Annotated in this window: 12 protein-coding genes; 4 read left to right on the forward strand and 8 right to left on the reverse strand. The window is 61.4% G+C overall.

The window, feature by feature from the left end:
* The first annotated feature begins 45 nt into the window (after positions 1 to 45).
* Entirely contained in the window at positions 46 to 1,410 is a 1,365-nt protein-coding gene (locus tag PFLQ2_RS01810; protein ID WP_003186711.1) for a formimidoylglutamate deiminase, read from the forward strand.
* Between the two features lie 47 nt (positions 1,411 to 1,457).
* Here the strand turns inward: PFLQ2_RS01810 and PFLQ2_RS01805 are convergent, their stop codons facing one another.
* The 4 genes from PFLQ2_RS01805 to PFLQ2_RS01790 form a co-directional block, all read right to left on the reverse strand.
* Positions 1,458 to 7,610 (reverse strand): YDG domain-containing protein, encoded by a 6,153-nt coding sequence (locus PFLQ2_RS01805; RefSeq protein ID WP_003186712.1) that lies wholly within the window; start codon positions 7,608 to 7,610, stop codon positions 1,458 to 1,460.
* Positions 7,611 to 7,648: 38 nt separating this feature from the next.
* Positions 7,649 to 9,421, reverse strand: a complete 1,773-nt coding sequence (locus PFLQ2_RS01800) for a ShlB/FhaC/HecB family hemolysin secretion/activation protein (RefSeq protein ID WP_003186713.1) — start codon at positions 9,419 to 9,421, stop codon at positions 7,649 to 7,651.
* 359 nt (positions 9,422 to 9,780) lie between these two features.
* Positions 9,781 to 10,350, reverse strand: a complete 570-nt coding sequence (locus PFLQ2_RS01795) for a lipocalin family protein (RefSeq protein WP_003186714.1) — start codon at positions 10,348 to 10,350, stop codon at positions 9,781 to 9,783.
* 33 nt (positions 10,351 to 10,383) lie between these two features.
* Positions 10,384 to 10,638: a hypothetical protein gene (locus tag PFLQ2_RS01790; protein ID WP_003186715.1), complete on the reverse strand. Its 255-nt coding sequence runs from the start codon at positions 10,636 to 10,638 to the stop codon at positions 10,384 to 10,386.
* A gap of 285 nt (positions 10,639 to 10,923) precedes the next feature.
* Between PFLQ2_RS01790 and PFLQ2_RS01785 the strand changes: the two genes are divergently transcribed.
* The 3 genes from PFLQ2_RS01785 to PFLQ2_RS01775 all read left to right on the forward strand — a co-directional run bounded on the left by PFLQ2_RS01785 (position 10,924) and on the right by PFLQ2_RS01775 (position 13,613).
* Positions 10,924 to 12,816, forward strand: a complete 1,893-nt coding sequence (locus PFLQ2_RS01785) for a methyl-accepting chemotaxis protein (protein ID WP_225970851.1) — start codon at positions 10,924 to 10,926, stop codon at positions 12,814 to 12,816.
* 195 nt (positions 12,817 to 13,011) lie between these two features.
* On the forward strand, positions 13,012 to 13,284 hold the full coding sequence (locus PFLQ2_RS01780; RefSeq protein ID WP_003186717.1) for a type II toxin-antitoxin system Phd/YefM family antitoxin: 273 nt from the start codon (positions 13,012 to 13,014) through the stop codon (positions 13,282 to 13,284).
* The gene (locus tag PFLQ2_RS01775) at positions 13,281 to 13,613 is read left to right on the forward strand and encodes a type II toxin-antitoxin system RelE/ParE family toxin (protein ID WP_003186718.1); all 333 of its coding nucleotides are present in this window, start codon (positions 13,281 to 13,283) and stop codon (positions 13,611 to 13,613) included. Before PFLQ2_RS01780 ends, PFLQ2_RS01775 begins: the two co-directional genes overlap by 4 nt.
* 7 nt (positions 13,614 to 13,620) lie before the next feature.
* On the opposite strand, the gene PFLQ2_RS01770 is transcribed toward PFLQ2_RS01775, so the two are convergent.
* The 4 genes from PFLQ2_RS01770 to PFLQ2_RS01755 form a co-directional block, all read right to left on the reverse strand.
* Positions 13,621 to 14,217 (reverse strand): DUF924 family protein, encoded by a 597-nt coding sequence (locus PFLQ2_RS01770; protein ID WP_003186719.1) that lies wholly within the window; start codon positions 14,215 to 14,217, stop codon positions 13,621 to 13,623.
* A 3-nt stretch (positions 14,218 to 14,220) separates the two neighbouring features.
* Entirely contained in the window at positions 14,221 to 15,231 is a 1,011-nt protein-coding gene (locus PFLQ2_RS01765; RefSeq protein WP_003186720.1) for a class 1 fructose-bisphosphatase, read from the reverse strand.
* A gap of 241 nt (positions 15,232 to 15,472) precedes the next feature.
* Positions 15,473 to 16,840 (reverse strand): DUF3999 domain-containing protein, encoded by a 1,368-nt coding sequence (locus tag PFLQ2_RS01760; RefSeq protein WP_003186721.1) that lies wholly within the window; start codon positions 16,838 to 16,840, stop codon positions 15,473 to 15,475.
* A gap of 5 nt (positions 16,841 to 16,845) precedes the next feature.
* Positions 16,846 to 20,484: a DUF2339 domain-containing protein gene (locus PFLQ2_RS01755; protein ID WP_003186722.1), complete on the reverse strand. Its 3,639-nt coding sequence runs from the start codon at positions 20,482 to 20,484 to the stop codon at positions 16,846 to 16,848.
* Positions 20,485 to 20,527: the final 43 nt, after the last annotated feature.

A 20,527-nucleotide genomic window follows, 5' to 3' on the forward strand; every position in this document is an offset into this window, starting at 1 on the left:
ACGTCTGTATATGTATATACAAATTACGCACGATGAGGTTGAACCATGTCCGCCTTCTTTGCCGAACGCGCGCTGCTGCCTAGTGGATGGGCCAATGATGTACGTCTTGAAGTCAACGCCCAGGGCGTCCTGACTCATATCCAGGCCGACTCCCTTGCAGACGGCGCCGAACGGCTGGGCGGTCCGCTGCTGCCGGGCATGCCGAACCTGCACTCCCACGCCTTCCAGCGGGCCATGGCCGGGCTGGCGGAAGTGGCAGGCAATCCCAACGACAGCTTCTGGACCTGGCGCGACCTGATGTACCGTCTCGTCGGAAAAATCAGTCCCGATCAGCTCGGCATCATCGCCCGGCAGCTGTACATCGAAATGCTCAAGGCCGGCTACACCTCGGTCGCCGAATTCCATTATGTGCATCACGACACCGACGGCGCGCCCTACGCCGATCCGGCGGAACTGGCCTTGCGCATCAGTCACGCCGCCAGCGCCGCCGGCATCGGCCTGACCTTGCTGCCGGTGCTCTATAGCCACTCCGGTTTCGGCGGCCAGGCGCCCAATGCCGGGCAGCGGCGCTTCATCAACAGCACTGAAAACTATCTGAAGCTCCAGGCGCGCTTGCAACCGATCCTGGCCGGGCAACCGGCCCAGGAATTGGGTTTGTGTTTTCACTCGTTGCGTGCAGTAACTCCTGGGCAGATCCAAGAGGTTCTGGCGGCGAGCGACCGCGATTGCCCGGTGCATATCCACATCGCGGAGCAGCAAAAGGAAGTCGATGACTGCCTGGGCTGGAGCGGTGCCCGCCCGCTGCAATGGCTGTACGAAAACGTAGACGTCGACCAGCGCTGGTGCCTGGTCCACGCCACCCACGCCAACGCCCAGGAAGTCAGCCTCATGGCCAAGAGCCGGGCGATTGCCGGCCTGTGCCTGACCACCGAAGCCAACCTGGGCGATGGGATTTTCCCGGCGGTGGATTTCCTCGCCCAGGGCGGCCGCCTGGGGATCGGTTCCGACAGCCATGTGTCATTGAGCGTGGTGGAAGAGTTGCGATGGCTTGAGTACGGCCAGCGGTTGCGGGACCAGCGGCGCAACCGGTTGTACCGCACGGATCAGCCGATGGTCGGACGCACCTTGTTCGATGCCGCGTTGGACGGTGGCGCCCAGGCTTTGGGACAACCGGTCGGCGCCCTGGAAATCGGCAAGCGCGCCGACTGGCTGGTACTCGACGGCAACGATCCGTACCTGGCGACGGCCCAGGGCGACGGGATCCTCAATCGCTGGCTATTTGCCGGTGGCGATCGCCAGGTGCGCGATGTAATGGTCAGCGGACGGTGGGTTGTACGTGAGGGGCGCCATGCCGGCGAAGAGGAAAGCGGCCGGGCGTTCACCCAGGTTTTGCGCGAACTGTTGGGCTGACACCGATAGTGAAGAGCGCCCCCGCAAACGACAACGGGGGCCCTACCTCAACGACTGACGACCGCCGGGGATTTATCGGCAATCCGGGCTTGCCTCAGCGAGTGTTCAATGATGACCGCTTCGATGTTACGAACGCTGATGCCCAGCCGCTTCTTCGCCACGACCAGCCCATAGGCCGCCAACTCGTCAGTGGCGATGTCGCTTGCCGCAGGAGGAACCTTCACCATAAGCACTCCGCCACTCAGCAGGTTCACCTGCAAATTGAGACGTTGCCCACTGGCCATTGCGACTGAACCTTCGACCGAGCCGCCACCGGAGCCTTGCAGCACAGGCGTTTGGTGGCTCCCCCCGTCGATCAGTTCCAGCGTTAGGCTATTGCCCAAGTCGGTCGCCGAATACTGCCCTTCCCCACTAAGCGGTTCGCCGGCACGGGTGCGGTAAAGCGCCAGGCTTTTTTGCACCGCAGGCTCGGAGACACCATCGGCCAGGGCCAAGCTCATCCTGCCATTGCCGTTGAGTACAGCATCCTGCAGAACCAGCTCGTTAACGCCGACAAAATTGGCGGCAACATTCGTCAGATCCGGCGTATCGCTGAACAAGGCTGTAGACGGGATCGACTGCGCAGGGGACTGTACCTCTACAGCCACCCAGTCTCCGGGGCGATTGATAGCGACTTCGGTGCCATTCGCTCCCGGCGCAACGTTGATCAGCCCAACCGGAGTGTGAAAAGACGGCTCGATACTGGCCGTGGCCACTTGCAGTTGGTCAGCCAATTGATAATTGGCCGCATCGTCGCCGTGCAACAGCAGGTTAATCACACTCACCGTCTTTCCCTGACCGACCTGCGGCGTGTCAAAGAGCGCCTTGCCTATGGCCCCGACGCCATCGCCAGCAATCACACCATCAAGAGCGACGGCCCGAATGGTCGCGGTATTTGCACCGTCGAAAAGTTTATCGGCGATATCTACCGTCGCATTCAATAGCTTGCGGCCGATATCAGCTGTGCCGATCCGGGCAGCGGTGTCGAATGCATAGTTGTTCGCCTCGACACCGGTCAAGGCAACGCCCGAGCCACTGACCGCTTTGTTCTGGCCGGCGTTTTTGTCGACAAAAGTGCCGGTGGTGCCACTGGCATTCACGTTGCCGGCATCACCGCTCACGACGCCGATCAGCGCTAAGTTGCTCAGGCTGGCCGTGGTGCCGCCGTCGTAGGTTTTGTCGGCCACGTTGGCCGTGGCGGTCAAGACTTTGCGGTTGATATCGGCCGAGCCGATCTGCGCAGCGGTGTCGAACGCGTAGTTGTTCGCCTCGACACCGGTCAAGGCAACGCCCGAGCCACTGACCGCTTTGTTCTGACCGGCGTTTTTGTCGACAAAGGTGCCGGTGGTACCACTGGCATTTACCTTGTCGGCATCACCGCTCACGACGCCGATCAGCGAGAGGTTGCTCAGGCTGGCCGTGGTGCCGCCGTCATAGGTTTTGTCGGCCACGTTGGCCGTTGCGGTCAAGACTTTGCGGTCAATATCGGCTGTGCCTATCTGTGCGCTGGTGTCGAACGCATAGTTGCTCGCCTCGACACCGGTCAAGGCAACGCCCGAGCCACTGACCGCTTTGTTCTGGCCGGCGTTTTTGTCGACAAAGGTGCCGGTGGTACCACTGGCATTTACCTTGCCGGCATCACCGCTCACGACGCCGATCAGCGCGAGATTGCTCAGGCTGGCCGTGGTGCCGCCGTCATAGGTTTTGTCGGCCACGTTGGCCGTGGCGGTCAAGACTTTGCGGTCAATATCGGCTGTGCCGATCTGTGCGCTGGTGTCGAACGCATAGTTGCTCGCCTCGACACCGGTCAAGGCAACGCCCGAGCCGCTGACCGCTTTGTTCTGGCCGGCGTTTTTATCGGCAAAGGTGCCGGTGGTGCCACTGGCACTCACGTTGCCGGCATCACCGCTCACGACGCCGATCAGCGTGAAGTTGCTCAGGCTGGCCGTGGTGCTGCCGTCATAGGTTTTGTCGGCCACGTTGGCCGTTGCGGTCAAGACTTTGCGGTTGATATCGGCTGTGCCGATCTGTGCGCTGGTGTCGAACGCATAGTTGCTCGCCTCGACACCGGTCAAGGCAACGCCCGAGCCGCTGACCGCTTTGTTCTGGCCGGCGTTTTTGTCGACAAAGGCGCCGGTGGTGCCACTGGCATTCACGTTGCCGGCGTCACCGCTCACGACGCCGATCAGCGCGAGGTTGCTCAGGCTGGCCGTGGTGCTGCCGTCGTAGGTTTTGTCGGCCACGTTGGCCGTGGCAGTCAAGACTTTGCGGTCGATATCGCCCGAGCCGATCTGCGCGCTGGTGTCGAACGCATAGTTGTTCGCCTCGACACCGGTCAAGGCAACGCCCGAGCCGCTGACCGCTTTGTTCTGGCCGGCGTTTTTGTCGACAAAGGTGCCGGTGGTGCCACTGGCACTCACGTTACCGGCGTCACCGCTCACGACGCCGATCAGCGCGAGGTTGCTCAGGCTGGCCGTGGTGCTGCCGTCGTAGGTTTTGTCCGCCACGTTGGCCGTTGCGGTCAAGACTTTGCGGTCGATATCGGCTGTGCCGATCTGCGCGCTGGTGTCGAACGCGTAGTTGTTCGCCTCGACACCGGCCAAGGCAACGCCCGAGCCGCTGACCGCTTTGTTCTGGCCGGCGTTTTTGTCGACAAAGGTGCCGGTTGTGCCACTGGCATTCACGTTGCCGGCGTCACCGCTCACGACGCCGATCAGCGCGAGGTTGCTCAGGCTGGCCGTGGTGCTGCCGTCGTAGGTTTTGTCGGCCACGTTGGCCGTGGCAGTCAAGACTTTGCGGTCGATATCGCCCGAGCCGATCTGCGCGCTGGTGTCGAACGCATAGTTGTTCGCCTCGACACCGGTCAAGGCAACGCCCGAGCCGCTGACCGCTTTGTTCTGGCCGGCGTTTTTGTCGACAAAGGTGCCGGTGGTGCCACTGGCACTCACGTTACCGGCATCACCACCCATGATGCCGATCAGGGCGAGATTGCTCAGGCTGGCCGTGGTGCTGCCATCGTAGGTCTTGTCGGCCACGTTGGCAGTGGCGGTCAGAACCTTACGGTCGATCTGGCCAACATTTCCGCTGACACTGGAGGCATCGACTTGATAGCCGAATATCCTGACAGCACCATTGGTCGCTTCGGACACTTCGACGTTGTCCACCGTCACCCGCTTGCCCGCACCCGCGTTCTTATCTGCGTAAGAGGCACTGCCGAACGAAAGGACGTCGATGGTATCCCCATCGATTGCCCCGGTCATGGCAAAGTTGGGGTTCGTCACCGCCGCGGTGGCGTTTGCATCATAGGTCTTGCTCACCTGGCCCTGCAGTTCGACATGGACCTTGGGCGCAAAACTGTAGAGGTGGCCATTGCCCGTACCCAGCACCGCGTCGCCAAATTGCGCTGCGTACTGTTTGAACGCGGCAGCCAGCGCTCCACGGATATCATCCAGCGGGCTGGTGGAATAGGTCAGCCATCGACCGTTGTTGGCAGTCAATGCGCCGGCACCGGCCTGGTTGACGAAATTGCGCGCGGCGACCAATACGACGGCATCGCCAGTGCCCTGTGCGCTCACGGTGCCGCCGCTGCCGATGACCACGTCCCCGGTGCCCGCTTGAGCAAGGATGTGCCCGTTCGCATGGGTGTTGCGCAATTGTCCATCGATCCGGATGTCGCCATTGAGCAGACTCAGGTTACTGCCGGCACTAAAACCGAAGCCAGAGGCATCCACCGAGGTGGTGCCGGTGCCATCAGCACGGCCGATAGTGAGGTTATTGGCCCCCTGCAGCTTGCTGATATCCGTAGCCGGCCCGTTCGCGTCCAGCAGAATGCCGACACCGGCATTGCCGCTGATGCTTTTCAACTGGATATCCGTGGTCGCGTTGAAGGGTTCCAGGCGGATGCTGGCAGTACTCAGGTTTTGCAGCGTCGCCTGGGTGAAGTCGATGTTTTTGGCACGCAGCGTTAGCTGGCCGGTGCCGGTGTCCAGCTTGAGCAGGTTGGTGAAGTTGATCGCCCCGTCTGTATAGATCGAGGCCCCGGAAAGCATGGTCATGGGCGTACTGAAATTGACGTCGCCGCTCAGGCTGAGCAAGCCTGCCAAACGTTTCTCTCCGGTGGAGGCGCCTAGCGCTTTGCTGCCCATCGCGTCGCCGAAATACAGCCGACCTGCGCCGAGCGTGACATTGCTGTTAAGTGTGGCGATGCTGTCAGCGTTTGCGGCAGTTCCGAACGACATGTAGAGGTTGCCGCCGTGGGTGGTGATAGGCGTATTGATGGTCAATGCGCCACCGCCGCCGCTATCGGAATCGCTGGACAGCCTGACGTAACCGCCTTCGGTGGTCAGCGCGCCGGCAATGGTCAACCCGTCGGCGCCGAGTAAGGTGATGCTACCCGCTCCAGGCGTACCGCTACCGATCGACGCGACATTGTGAGTGGGCAGACTGGCCACCGCGGGGTTTACGCCCGCTCCCGACGCAGAAAGTTTGAACACATTGATAATAGAGCCGGTGGCAGTGCCGCCCGCTTGCATGTAGATACTGCCCGTACCGGAAACAGCAAGCGTGTTGTTCGGGTTGGCGAAGGTAATGGTTGAGTTGCTGCCACCGAGCGCCTCGGCACGGAAGCTGACGTTGTTTTGCATGGAGATGACGCCGTCTCCACCATTGAGATTCAGATCGGCAAAGTTGATGTTGCTGGTTGCCTGCATCAGCACGTTAGCCAACTGAGCTTCAAGCGTCTGTTCGAATACCGTCACGTTACCGGTGCCGGAGGACCAGTTGCCACTGACACCATTCCCGCCGGAAACGGTGATGTTGGTCGGGTCGAGCAACAGATCACCCGTGCGCCCCTTGGCTGCACGGGCATCGGTCGTGCCGGCATACTGCAGCGTCTGCTTGCCGGACACTTCGGCCTTGCCGCCGTTGCCGCCCTGGGCACCACCACGGACAGAGATATCGCCAGCAAAACGGTTTTCCCCGTCAGCCCAGAACACGGCGGTACCGCCGTCGCCGCCCAGGGTCGCATCCGCGTTCACCTTGACGTTACGCCCCACCGTCACCTGCCTGGCGTTGGCCACGCCGGCATCCTGGCCTTGCCAGCCGCCACCGACCTTGATCGTACCGCCACCGCTCGTCCCGCTGGCCTTGAGGGTTGCATCGGCAATGGCGATACGCTCACCCGTCACCACGACATCGCCGCCCCGGCCGTGCTCGGAGGACGCATCGAGCGTACCGGCAACCTGGGTCAGACCGCCCTCGCTATCACCGTCAAGCAGGATGCGGCCACCGCGCGTCACCAGACCTTTGGCCTCGATGAGGCCGGTGTTGTTGACCACGCTGTTCAATGCGGCATCGGCGGAGCGTGCGCTCAATGCAACCATGCCGCCATCGGCGCTGATATGACCTTCGTTCCGGACCAAGGCATCGAGCACACCCCGGTCGATGTTGACGCTCACCAGGCCGTCGCCCTGGAAATCGAGGCTGACTTTATCGCCTGCGGCCAGCACGGTGCTCCCGCCTGGGGTACGGATTGTTCCGCTGTTGCCAACCTGTGGGCCAATCAATGCGACCACACCACCCGGCGCCGCATTGACCGTGCCTTGGTTGAGCACCGTCCCTGCACCGGCACCACCACTCAAAGCGGTTTTGCCGGCAAGAAAATCCTGATCACTGGTCTTCAGGGAGGACGCCACCAGACCGCCAACATTGACTTGGGCGCCTTTGCCAATCACCACCCCATTAGGGTTGAGCAGCCACACCTGGCCATTGGCGTCGAGCTTACCCAGGATCTGACTGGCGTTACCGCCGCCTATGACGCGGTTGAGCGCGACACTCTGCGCACTTGGCTGACGGAACGTGACGCTGGCATCGGCAGCAATATCGAAACTGTTCCACTGGGTGATGAGTTTGCCGGTGTGTTGGTCGATGACCATATGGCTGCCGTTCTGCGAGATCGCTCCACTGCCACCGACTATGGACCCGCCAGTGGGTAGCTCGGCCGCTTGAACCACCCCGCTACCGAGCAGGCCAACGACGGCGAGCACACCGACTACTCCAGCGCGTTTGCCCCTTGAGGTGGAATGCTCCGCGACGGCAACAAATACCTGATCGGCATCGCTCCAGACAAGGCGATAAAGATGGTTCAACGAAGCGCGCTTCATGGGAGCTCCTAAACTCATGGAGGCCGTACCAGGCCTGATCAGAACGCGTATGAGACCTGGACCCAGGCGCGCCATCGACTGTCGCGGCCGTCCGCGTCCAGCCCGGACTCTCCCCGTCCCGGGTTGTTGCCTAGCGTGCGCGCCACAGCGGTACGGACACTGAAATCGTTCGCCCATACATTGGCGCCCAGGCCGACGGCGTGCAGGTCATAGCGATTGGTCTCGCCAGCGTTGTTGATCGAGCCCGGCCAAGGGTTCTCGTTCAGCCAGACACGGCCAGTGTCGAAAAAACCAAGGCCCTGCATCGTGACGCTTGGCAGACCCAGATCGATGTTGCGGCGCAGCTCGAGGGTGGCCAGCCAGCCCTGATCGGCGGAGGCTTCGCCGACCGGATAGGCGCGAACACCAGCAGGGCCACCCAGCAGGAATTTTTCCGAGGAGTCGAGGTTGTCACCGGCCCATTGCGCCGAAACACCGCCGAACAACGTCCATGGACTAGCGACCCCTAGGCTCTGCAAGCGGGAAACGCGCAGGTTGAACTTACGGAAGCTCCCGTCGCTTTGGGCACTTACGCTGTCGACAAACTGATCATCGCGGTTACCGGACAGATCCAGTTCGCCAAGGGTCAACGCCACCATGGCATCCGTCACACCGCCACCTGCGAAACTGTCGAAGCGGTTACCGCTCAGGGCAACGATAAAATTATTCAGCTCACGATCACGCAGGTTGGTACCCAGGCCACGGTCCTCGAGCGCCTTATATTCATAGGTCGCGGACAGATTGAGATTCTGCAGGCGTGAGCGAATCAACGGATAGCTGAGCCCCAGCGAACCGCTACGGGCAGTGCCACGCAGATCCAGCGGACGGAATTGCTCCTGGTCCACCTCATACCGCAGATAAGAGGCCGAGGCATTGAGGCGCAGACCAGAGGCCGTCAGCGGCACATTGTAAGAGCCGCCAACGATGTCGCTGCCGGTACTTTTGCTCAAGCCGATGCCCAGTTGGTCACCGATACCCAGTGGGTCGTTGACGTTTACTTGTGCGTTGGCACGAGCAGTACCGGTACTGCGATTGCCGTAGTTATCCATCGAAACCCCGCCGTCGAACAGGGCGCCCTGCTTGGTGTTGATCAACAGACGGCTGGTGCCGGGCTCGGTGCCGCGCTCAAGCGCAGACTGGGCGTTAACGCCGGGCTGATCATTGATCAGCAGCAAGGCCCGCTCCAGATCTTCGACTTGCAGCACCTTGCCTTCCGGGAGCGCAGCATCGGCGATTTGCCGCAAGCGATCGTTGCTGCTGCGGGTATTGCCGTTCAGTTCGATGCGTGAGGTGCCCGACTGCAGCCGCCCCTTGACCAAGGCGATCTGCAACTTACCCTCAGTCAGATCCTGACGGGGCAGATAGGCGCGGGCCAGCACATAGCCGCGCCCGCGAAGGTAGCGGGTGAGATCGTCGGCCAACTGCTGCAGACCTGCATGATCGAATGTCTTCCCCAAGACCGGCCTGACCAGCGCTTGAAGACTCTCCGCTTGCGCCAGCTCAGTATCACCACTGAAGTAAATCTCTTTGAGCTGCACGCGAAGCCCGGAAGCTGCGGGACGGCTCCTGTCGGAGGGGAGTTCCAACGCCGGCGTTGGTTCGGTAGAGCGAGGCTCGGACGGCAGTGTTTGCCGATGCTCGTTCAGTAACTGTCCTGCATCGGGAATACTCAGCGCGAACACGAACGGCGCAGCACTGGCCCCAACCAGCGCCACGGCGTAACACAGCAGACGCTTGCCCAGGCGAGCGGAACCCTTGTAAGGAACGGGCATCGTACAACTCCGTGGAAATAGGGATACCAGCCACCGTGCCTCAGCCCGACAGGGGTAAAACGCGTAGAGTTCAATACATTGCCAACGTCCCGACTCTGCCTGACCGGACCGATGCTTTGGCGGAGCGCAAAAAAACGCTCATCCACGCAACAGCGACGAACATGACGCGCGCAACCGAAGCGCGCAGGTGGCCTGCGATATATCCAGGAAGGGTTATTGAAGACTCTGCGCAATTTATCGGCACAGTCGAGCAGATCTTGAAATTCAGAATCGGGGCGCCCGCAGAGCGCCCTATCGATACGTGCAAATCATCAGGCCGGTTCAAGACCGCCCAGGCACGTTTGATTCAAGACGGTAGTTTATTCCGACGTCTTGGCCATCTGCCGATCGGAGGCGCGCCAGATCAACCGTGAGGTGTCATATCCCTGCTGGCGCGCCTTGCTCAGCAGTTCTTCACGCACATCGACCTTGACCGTTGGCGTGCGGGACAGCAGCCACAGGTAGCGACGGCTCGGATCGCCGACGATGGCGGTCTTGTAGTCATCGCTGACGTACAACACCCAATATTGCCCCTTCGCCACGCCCGGCACGATCCGAGAGAACCAATTGTCGAACTCGACCCAGAGCTTGTCGGTTTTGCCCGGCACTTGTGGTGTGGCGGTGCCCCTGGCTTCTTCCCATTGCCAGTCCGACGTCAGGCAGCGGTTGAACACATCCACATTGCCGTCAGGCTTGAGGGTGTAGTGGGCTTCGGATTGCGCGCAGTTGCGCTGGAAGTACATCGGCAGGCGGGCCAACTCATACCAAGTCCCTTGGTACCGCTTGAGATTGACACTGTTTACAGTCTTGGGCGCCAACGGATCTTCGCCAGAAGTGGCACAGCCGGCCAATATCAGGCCAGCCAGAAGCACAAAAACTAACCGCATCATTATTTTATTCTCCCGTGGGCACTTGGCCCCGGTTTACTTCAGGCCTTGGCCGGAAAACATCAACACTTTGTCACCGGCGTACTGGACGCTGATAAAGCTTTTCTGGTCGCCCCAGGTGCAGCTGGACATGCCGAGCGCGCCCGAACAGTCAGTCGGTTTCCCCAGCAACGTCTCGACTTCGGCCTTGGGCATCCCGGCCGACAGCTTCGAATAATTTTCCTGGTTGACCTTGCTGCATGCGGTCAACACGACGCACATAAAGAGCAGGGCGATAGATCGCAGCGACATGGTGTAACTCCTGGAGCGGAAGGGAGGTGGCAGGGTGCCAACCTGATCCTTAGAAGAGAAAACCCCTATCTGGTTCCCTGACGAATCCAGTATTTATCGGCGGTGCAGAGGTGTTTCACGGATGAATCACAGAGTTTGTGACACGGTCGTGCCTTTCGTCGGGAACGGGGGCCGGGAACCTGATGAGCCGGGCTTGTGCGCCGATAAAAAGTAACAGCGTAAAAACCAATGCTATGGCAAATTGACACCCCTTTCCTGACCCGTCCCTCCGCGGTAGCGTTCTTAATGACCAGAAACATGAAATTCAGCCACAAAATTCTGTTGGCTGCCGCCCTTGTGGTGGCCGTCGCGTTCGCCTGTTTCATCCTGTTCAACGACTATCGCCAACGGCAAAGCCTGAACATCAGTACCGAGACGTCCATGCAGGAACTCGGCAGCCTGACCAGCCGCAATATCCAAACCTGGGTTGATGGTCGCATTCAGTTGGTGCAATCGCTGGCCCAGCAAATCGCGGCAGACGGCAGCAGTGCCGACAGCCTCAAGCGCGCCGTGGGTCTGCCGGCGTATACCGGCAACTTCCAGCTCAGCTACTTTGGCGGTACGGACGGTGTGATGTTCTCGGTCCCTGCCGGTAACCGTGCAGCCGATTACGACCCTCGTGCCCGTGGCTGGTACAAAGCTGCCAACAATGCACAACAGGCTATCGTTACCGAACCTTACATTGCCGCCTCGTCGGGCAAGCTGGTGGTCACCGTGGCGACTCCGGTGCAGCACCAAAACCAGATGATTGGCGTGGCCGGTGCAGACATCGACTTGTCGAGCATCAGCGCCATCATCAACTCCCTGAATTTCGGCGGCCACGGCTACGCCTTCATCGTCAGTGCCGAAGGGAAGATCCTGATCCATCCTGACAGCAAGCGCGTGCTCAAGACACTGGCCGAGGCCTACCCCAACGGAGCGCCGCAAGTCAGCCCGGGCATGAAGGAAGTCGAACTCGACGGCAAAGCCCAATTCATCTCCTTCACCCATGTAAATGGCGTACCGGGCGCCGACTGGTACGTGGCTCTGGTGCTCGACAAAGACACTGCCCTGGCCATGCTCAGCGAATTCCGCACCTCGGCGCTGATCGCTATGACCATCGCCGTGGTATTCATCATCGCCCTGCTGGGCATGCTGATCCGTGTATTGATGCAACCGCTGCTGACCATGGGTCGCGCCATGCATGACATTGCCGAAGGCGAAGGCGACCTGACACGGCGCCTGACCATCCACGGCCAGGACGAATTCGGCGCACTGGGCACCTCGTTCAACCGCTTCGTCGAGCGTATCCATACATCGATCCGCGAAGTCGCCTCGGCCACCGGCCAGGTCAATGAAGTCGCCTTGCGCGTGGTCAGCGCCTCCAATTCCTCGATGTTCAATTCCGATCAGCAAGCGTCGCGCACCAGCAGCGTGGCCGCGGCGATCAATGAGTTGGGCGCCGCCGCCCAGGAAATCGCCCAGAACGCAGCCCTCGCCTCGCAACATTCCAGCGATGCCCGCAGCCTGGCCGAAGAAGGTCAACAGGTGGTGGATAAAACCATCACAGCCATGCAGCAGCTGTCGGCCAAGATCAGCGACTCGTGCGGCAATATCGAAACCCTGAACAGCAACACAGTGAACATCGGCCAGATCCTGGAAGTGATCACCAGCATTTCCCAGCAAACCAACCTGCTGGCCCTGAACGCTGCAATCGAGGCCGCCCGCGCCGGTGAAGCCGGACGCGGCTTCGCGGTGGTGGCCGATGAAGTGCGCAACCTGGCGCACCGCACTCAGGATTCGGCGCAGCAAGTGAAGAAGATGATCGAAGAGTTGCAAGTCGGCGCACGGGAAGCGGTGGTGACCATGACCGACAGCCAGCGCCAGAGCGAAAGCAGCGTCGGCATCGCCAACCAGGCCGGCGAACGCCTGGGCAGCGTGACCCAGCGCATCGGTGAAATCGATGGCATGAACCAGTCCGTCGCCACCGCCACCGAAGAACAGACCGCTGTGGTGGAGTCGATCAACGTCGACATCACCGAGATCAACACCCTGAACCAGGAAGGCGTGGAAAACCTGCAAGCCACCTTGCGCGCCTGTGCCGACCTCGAACAGCAAGCGGCGCGGTTGAAGCAGTTGGTGGGTAGTTTCAGGATCTAATACCTGGACTGGCCCCATCGCGAGCAAGCTCCCACCCACAAGATTCTTTGTACGATAAAGATCCACTGTGGGAGCGAGCCTGCTCGTGATGACGACGTGTACGCTCAGCAGGGAAAACATTTGGTCAGCTTGCCCAGACGAAAAGACTGAATTAAGACTAAAATCAGTCCACTCAACTTTTCGGGGGCTTACGTCATGAAGCTGTCATCCCAGATCAAACCCATCAGCTATTTGAAAAGCCACGCCGCTGAAATCGTAAAGACCATCACCGAGAGCCGGGAGCCTTTAGTCATTACCCAAAACGGTGAAGCCAAGCTGGTCGTCATGGATGTCAAAAGCTTTGAAGAGCAAGAAGAGACCATGGCGTTACTAAAGCTGCTGGCTATCGGCAACCGGGAAATCGAAGAGGGTAATTTTCGGGATGCTGAGGACGTTTTCGCTGAGCTAGACCGGGCTGACCTCAAGTGAGTTTGAAGATTGTCATTCTTCAATCGGCTGAAACCGATCTCACAGAGCTTCGCACCTATTTGATCGGGCGCTTCGCCCCTCAAACATGGCAAAGCACCTATACCGGCCTGAAAGCAGCTATCCGTCATCTGGCAACCCTGCCCTATTCAGGATCCATTCCTGAAGAGATAGAAAGGCTCAATCTCGGTCAGTATCGGCAGGCCCTTTCAGGAATGAACAGGATAATCTATGAAGTGCGAGGCCAAACGCTCTACATCCATATCATCTGTGACAGTCGCAGGAGCTTGCCCGCACTGCTGATGAAACGCCTGCTTCGAAGCAGCGCTTGAAACTTCGCTAAAAACGGGACCCAGGTTTACCCAGGAACTCCATCTCCTCAGCCGTGGACTCGCGCCCCAGCATCGCATTGCGATGGGGAAAGCGTCCAAACCGGGCAATGATTTTCTGATGCCGCTCGGCATAATCCAGGTTGTCTTCAAACACCGCACGCTGCGCCTCGGGCTGTTCCCGGACCAGGTCGATGAACCGTGACACGGCTTCGTTCTGCACCGCCAGGTTTTCGCAGTGTTCAAGCACCAAATAGATGAATACGCGCTGGATGGGTTTGAGCTGTCGGTCGAACCCGGCTGCCAGGCCTTGGGCAACCAGCGATTGGGCGCGCAGGTCACCGGAAAAGGCCTTGGGGGTGTCGCGAAAGATCATTCGCGGAAATTGATCGAGCAGCAGCACCAGGGCCAGCCAACCTTCCGGGTGTTGCGCCCAGTCGGTCAATCCGCCGGCCAAGGCCTGCTCGACCTGATCGCCAAAGCGCTCGCGCGCCTGGCGATCATGGCGCTTGCCGAACCACAGCTTGCCCTTGTCAGCGGCTATTTCGTCCGGTGTGCTGGCTGAACCAAACCACCATTCGAGCAACGGCTGCCAGGGCTGGGCCATGATTTATTCCTTGTGGTAAGCCGTTGCGCGTGCCACTTCTTCCTTCGAGCCGAGGAACACGGCGACACGCTGGTGCAGGCCTTCGGGCTGGATGTCGAGGATGCGCTGGTGACCGTCGGTGGAAGCACCGCCGGCCTGTTCAACCAGGAACGACATCGGGTTGGCTTCGTACATCAGGCGCAGCTTGCCTGGCTTGGATGGCTCGCGGCTGTCGCGTGGGTACATGAACAACCCACCACGGGTCAGGATACGGTGCACATCGGCAACCATCGCCGCAACCCAGCGCATGTTGTAGTTCTTCTTCAGCGGACCTTCTTCGCCCGCCAGCAATTCTTCGACGTAGCGTTTTACCGGAGCTTCCCAGTGACGCTGGTTGGACATGTTGATGGCGAATTCCTGAGTGGTTTCAGGAATGGTGATGTCTTCGTGGGTCAATACGAAGCTGCCCATTTCGCGGTCCAGGGTAAAACCCTTGACGCCGTGGCCCAGGGTCAACACCAGCATGGTTTGAGGGCCGTAGATGGCGTAACCGGCAGCGACCTGCTCGGTGCCTGGCTGCAAAAAGGCCTTTTCATTCAAGGCTTCGTTCTGGCTCAGGTATTCGTTTGGGCAACGCAGTACCGAGAAGATGGTGCCGACCGGCGCGTTGATGTCGATGTTCGACGAACCGTCCAATGGATCGAATACCAGCAGGTAGGCACCTTTAGGGTATTTGCCTGGGATCTGGTACGCGTTGTCCATTTCCTCGGACGCCATGCCGGCCAGGTGACCGCCCCATTCGTTGGCTTCGAGCAGGATTTCGTTGGAAAGCACGTCGAGCTTCTTCTGCACTTCGCCCTGCACGTTCTCGGTGCCCATGCTGCCCAGGACGCCACCCAATGCGCCTTTGGATACGGCGTGGCTGATCTCCTTGCATGCACGCGCCACCACTTCGATCAGAAAGCGCAGATCGGCAGGGGTGTTGTTGCTACGGGTCTGCTCAATCAAATAGCGACTCAAGGTAACGCGGGACATGGACGGCTCCGAAGAATAGGGGGCGGAAAAACCAGCGCAGTTTAGCGCGAGTCGGGACTTAATTCCTCCTATGAGACGGGGAATGGAGGATTGAGTTCACGGGGTGGTGGTTCGCCTGTGGATTTTAGGTGGTCGGCGGACCGCTTTCGCGAGCAAGCCCGCTCCCACATTGGAATGCGGGTTTCTGTGGGAGCGGGCTTGCTCGCGAAAGAGACGACTCGGTTTGTCTATTGTCCCGAACTTAGGATTTGACCGGCGGCTTGCGCAGCAAGCTGAACGCCATTGCCGCAAGAAACAGCACGCTGAGCAGCAGCACGGCCCACAAACCGATCTTCTTCCAGTTGGTATCCACCGTGGCAGGCGTGGTTACGGCTGCCGTCGCCGGTGTCGAAGTGGCCGTGCCGCTCACCGTCGCCGTGCCCAGCGTCGCCAGGCGCGACGGTTTGTAGTCGGGCACCAGGGTTGTCAGCGGCAAGCTCGCCGCTTTCACCGTCGCACTGCCCAAGGCGAGGCTGAAAGGCCCTTCGCCGCGCGCCAGGAACACCACCTGGGTCGGACGCACGGCAAAGCGCAGGGCTGGGGCTTCGGCACCGAGGCCGCCGCCACGCTCGTCTACCGTGAGCTTCAATTGCTGGACGGTCTGGCCGGACAACTGCAACTGGTTTTGCAGCACGTCTTGGCCGTTCTGGGTCAGGCGATACAGCAAGCCACTGCCCATCGGCTGCCAGGGAAGGCTGCTTTCACGGCGTCCGGCCAGGGTCACCGGCGCGAGGCTGTTGGCCTGGCTCAACTCGACTTGCACCTGCTCGATATTCAGGCCCATGGGCAACTGCCAGGCGTATTCACCCCCCTTCACCGTACTGCCCGCCAACGGCTGCGACCAGACCAACGGCAACGGCAGGCTTTCGCGGCTGGCGCTGTGCAACTGGGCCGAAGTCAGCACCGGCGCGGAGGCCGGAGAATCCCACAACAACCGCAGATAACGCGCCGATTGCCCTGGCAGCTCCACCTCATGCTGTTCGACCCGCTCGTCGGCGAAGGTCAAGCGCGCCACCTGTCCTTCGCCCCACGACTGCCAGTGTTGCAAGTCGTCGCTGGCCTCGATGGTGAAGCGCTGGAAGCCGTCGCGTTCGCTGGTCCAGTCCAGGACCAATTGCTGCAACGGTGCCTTGATCGCGCTGGCGTCCAGCAACCAGCCACGCAACTCTTCCTCCCCCGCCTCGAGCCGGCTGGAGGGCTGGACTTCCACCAAGGTGCCATTGGCATTCGATTGCACCCGGACGCTGGGGGCGCGCTCGTTGTCATCGGCGGCGTTGTACAACGGAAACCACTTCACGTTTGTAAGGGTACGGTTTTCCCGGCTCTGGGCCGACTCGCGAACCAAGGCGTAGGCCTGGGCCTGCCCAGCGGCGTTGAAAACCCGCAAGTCGCTCAGGTCGGTCTGCCGCGCTTGCAACTGAACGTCCAGCGGCAATGGCAGGCGATACCACGGCCCCTCGCCGCTCAAGGACAACGGCACCTGATGGGTGAAATCCGCCGGCTGCTCCTGGGCCGTAGCCGTCATTGTCACCCACAACCCGACCACTCCCAGCCCGATGCGACTCAACATACGACTCAAGATGACACTCCCTCACTGACAGGCATTGGCGGTTCGGCCGGGACGGCCGTTTCCGGGCGCTTGGGCGGCAGCGGCGCGAAGTAGCCCACCACCAGCAGCAATACACCTACGCCGATAAACGACACGATCCGCGCCAGACCGCCACGGTTGCTCAATTCGACAAAGAACAGCTTCGCCACGACCACGGCGATCAGCGCCGCGCCAACCAGCCACACCTCACGGCGGTGCCGCAGATGCCCGCCAATCATCAGGCCCAGGGCTATCAGCGTCCAGACGATGGACAGCCCGGCCTGCACGAACATCGACTCAAGCAACGCGTCCAGCTCGTATGGCACCCCCATCCACTGGTGGGCAGTGCGCATCACCAGCGCGGTGAAGAACGCGAACAGCGACACACCGGCGATCAACTGGGCGATGTGCCCGACACGATTCCAACGGTTCGTCGATTGCTCCACGGCGTTGCGAGCCCACACATAGATACCGAACAAGGCGAACAGCAGGCCCAGCTCCAAGGGATTGAGCAACGGAATGTAAGGCAGCGGCTCTGAGTTGCCATCACTGAAGGTGTTGGTCAACCAGAACCAACCGAGCATCAACAGCGCCATGGGCGCCGCCGCATAGACACGGTATTCCCGTGGTTGCGCCGAAACCGGCCATGGCAAGCTACGCGGCGTGGCCATCAGCACCAGATAAAGGCCTGGCAGGATCGCCCAGGCCAGCCAGCGCCAAGCGTTGTACTGCTCAGACAGCAACAGCAGGCCGTAACGCAACTCCAGCATCAATACCGCCATCAGCAACCAGCAACCGAGTACGTGAGCCGTACTGCGCGCCTGGGTGGGCAGCGTTGGCGCCAGGCGCTTGAGAGAGAGGAAATGCACGGCAAATACCGCCAACCAGGCCAGCCAGCCGAAATTCGCGGCCGGGTGATAGTGGCTGTGCCCCGTCGCCACCAGCACGCAGCCCGCCGCCGGGATCAACAGGGTGCACAGCAGCCCCATCGCCGGCCATTTCAACCGCAGGGACAGGACCGTCCACAGCGCCACGCTGATCGCCGCGACCAGCAGCAGCAAGCTGCCCTGCAGGTTCGCCGGGGCAAAGCGCAGCACTTCACTGACCCACGCCAGCGCCCACCAACCGCCGCCCCAGACCAACAGCAACTGGGACAAGCGTTGCAGGTTCAAGGCATCGAATACCGTCGCCGAATGGCCGCGCTGCAGTCGCCATGCGCCCACCAGCGCCGCCAGCCCCAGCACCAGCGGCGTCCAGAATCCGCCATGGGCCAGGGGCCGCAGACCTTCGGCATCGAGCGGCCCCAACAGGGCCGGTCCGGCGGTGAGGAACGCTGCGCCGCCCAACAATTGCAGCAACAGGCCGAACACGAAGCTCATGCGCTGTTTCAGGTACAGGCTCAGCCAGATGATCAGCAGACCGCTGGCCGCCCACACACCGCTGGCTGTTTGCCAAGGCAGGACGAACAGCACAGCGAGGTTGATCAGCACCAGCCCCGCCAGCAACACCACGGACAATCCGCGCAGCAATCGGGCATCGTTGCGCACCATGTCGTCGCGCGCCGCCAACAGCATGCCGCCGATCAGCGCCAGGCCGATCAGCGAGGCACTGAGCAAGCCGCTCCAGCCGGCGCTGAACACCGCAGCCGAGTCTCCCTCGGCGCCTTGCAGGCGCAGCAGGAACAACGCGCCGCCCAACAGTTGCACCGCGAACGCGGTAAACAGGAAGGTCCGCGATTGCAGGCGCAGGCCGACAAACAAAGTCACCAGCCCGGCCAAGGCCCAGGCAATGGCGGTGCCGTGGGTGAAGAAAAACATCGGGGCCAGTAGATAGAGGAAACCCAGCCCCAACACGGCCAGCACCGGCTGGCCTCGGCGCTCCCAAGCCGCCGCTTGTTCAGGCGACGCCTTGCGCAGTTGGAAGAAGGTGAACAACAAGGCGCCGCCGAGCATCAATGCCCCCAACGGTGAGCCGTCGAGCAGGCTGCTTTCGCCGGAGCGCAATTCGCTGAGGAAGGCCAGCGCCGAGCCCAGTTGCAAGAGCAAGGCAAAGGCTCGCGCCAGAGGCCGCTGTTGGCGCAGGCCCAGCCAGAAGATCCCCGCGCCCTCAACGGCCCAGGCCGCTGCGGTCCAACGGGCATCGAGCCCCAAGGGGATCGCCAGGCTGGAAAAAATCACCCCCAGGGCCAGGCAGGTTTCGGCCAGCAGCAAGGCGCGGCCACCCATCAGCACACGGGCCAGGCCCATGTAGATCATGCCCAGGGCCAGGGCGCTGAAGGCGGCGGCAAATTCCAGATGCTGCACCAGCGCGAACTGCAACCCGAAGCCCACCAGCGGCGGGCCGAACAGCATCGTGCCGTCCACGTAATCGCCCTTGCGCGCCGACCAGCGCAGCACGGCGTCGCGACTGCCGTCTTCGGGTGCGTCGTTCATTTCCAACAGTTTGCGGCGCGTGAACAACAAGCCAATCGCCAGGTACATCAGGAAAAACAGGACCAGGAACGGCTCGGTGCTCCAAAGGAGTTGCGGCGCGTAGGAGCGCAGGCCCCAGGCGAAACCGATGCCGAAGGTGCCGATGAAGCCAATCAGGTTGAGCAAGCGCCAGGCCTTGAACCAGGCGATGGCGAGGATGCCGGCATTGAGCAGGATGAAATAGCTGAACAGCGCGACGTGATTACCGCTGCCGGTGGAGGTCAGGATCGGTGCGGCGAACCCGCCCAGCGCCGCGGCCGCCGCCAAGCCCAGGGCGTTTTGGGTGACCGCCAGGATCGCCGAGAACACCGTGACGGCGACCAGCAAGCCCAGGGCAGCTTTTGAATCGAGCAGCGGGTGCAGGCGCATGGCGGCGAATACCGTCAGGTACAACACCGCGATGCCCGTGCCTTGCAGCATCAACGCGTAGTCATTCTTGCGCTGGCGCAACCACCAGCCCAGACCCAGCAGGCCCAGCGCGCAGGCCGCAACGCCGGCGTAACGCAGCTCGATCGGCACCACCATGCCTTCGGTGGCATAACGCAGCAGGAACGCCAGGCCGAGGAACAACAACACCACGCCGACTCGCAGCACGGTGTTGCCGCCGAACAGCCAGTTGCGCGCACCCAACATGGCGCGGTCGAGCAGGTTCGGGCCACGGGGCGCCGCTGGTTCCAAGACTTGCGGTTTAACGGGCGCAGGGCCGAATTCACGGGCGGCGGGCCTGGAGGTCGCGGGCGCAGGGGTCCAGATATCGTCGGGCAACGGCTGGCTGGCTTGGGTGGCCATCGCAGGCGCAGGTTCAAGCTCGGGCGGCAATTCCCAAAGCAGCGCTGGCTCAGGCTCCGCCTCTTGTGCAGGCTTGGCTGGCGCTTCGGGGCTGGTGGCCCGGGCCGCGACGGGTCGCGACACAGGCTCACTCGAGCCAGGGACCGCTGCGCGTTCGAGGACCAGCAGGCGCGCCTCGAGCGTGATCAAGCTACGCTGAGCTCCTTGCAACAAATCCTGTTGTTTGGCGAACTGGGCCCCAAGACGCCCCAGCCGATACGCCTGGGCGATGCCAAGCCCCACCAATGCGCCTATCAGCGCATCGGCGAACGACTCGTCCACCACCCAGCCGAGTGCCAGGCCCAACAGCATCAAGATCCATTGCATGGTCGATATCCCTAAGCGGCCCGTTGCGGGCATGACCGGGCTA

It is taken from the genome of Pseudomonas fluorescens Q2-87 (assembly GCF_000281895.1).
GTDB classification, from domain to species: domain Bacteria; phylum Pseudomonadota; class Gammaproteobacteria; order Pseudomonadales; family Pseudomonadaceae; genus Aquipseudomonas; species Aquipseudomonas fluorescens_S.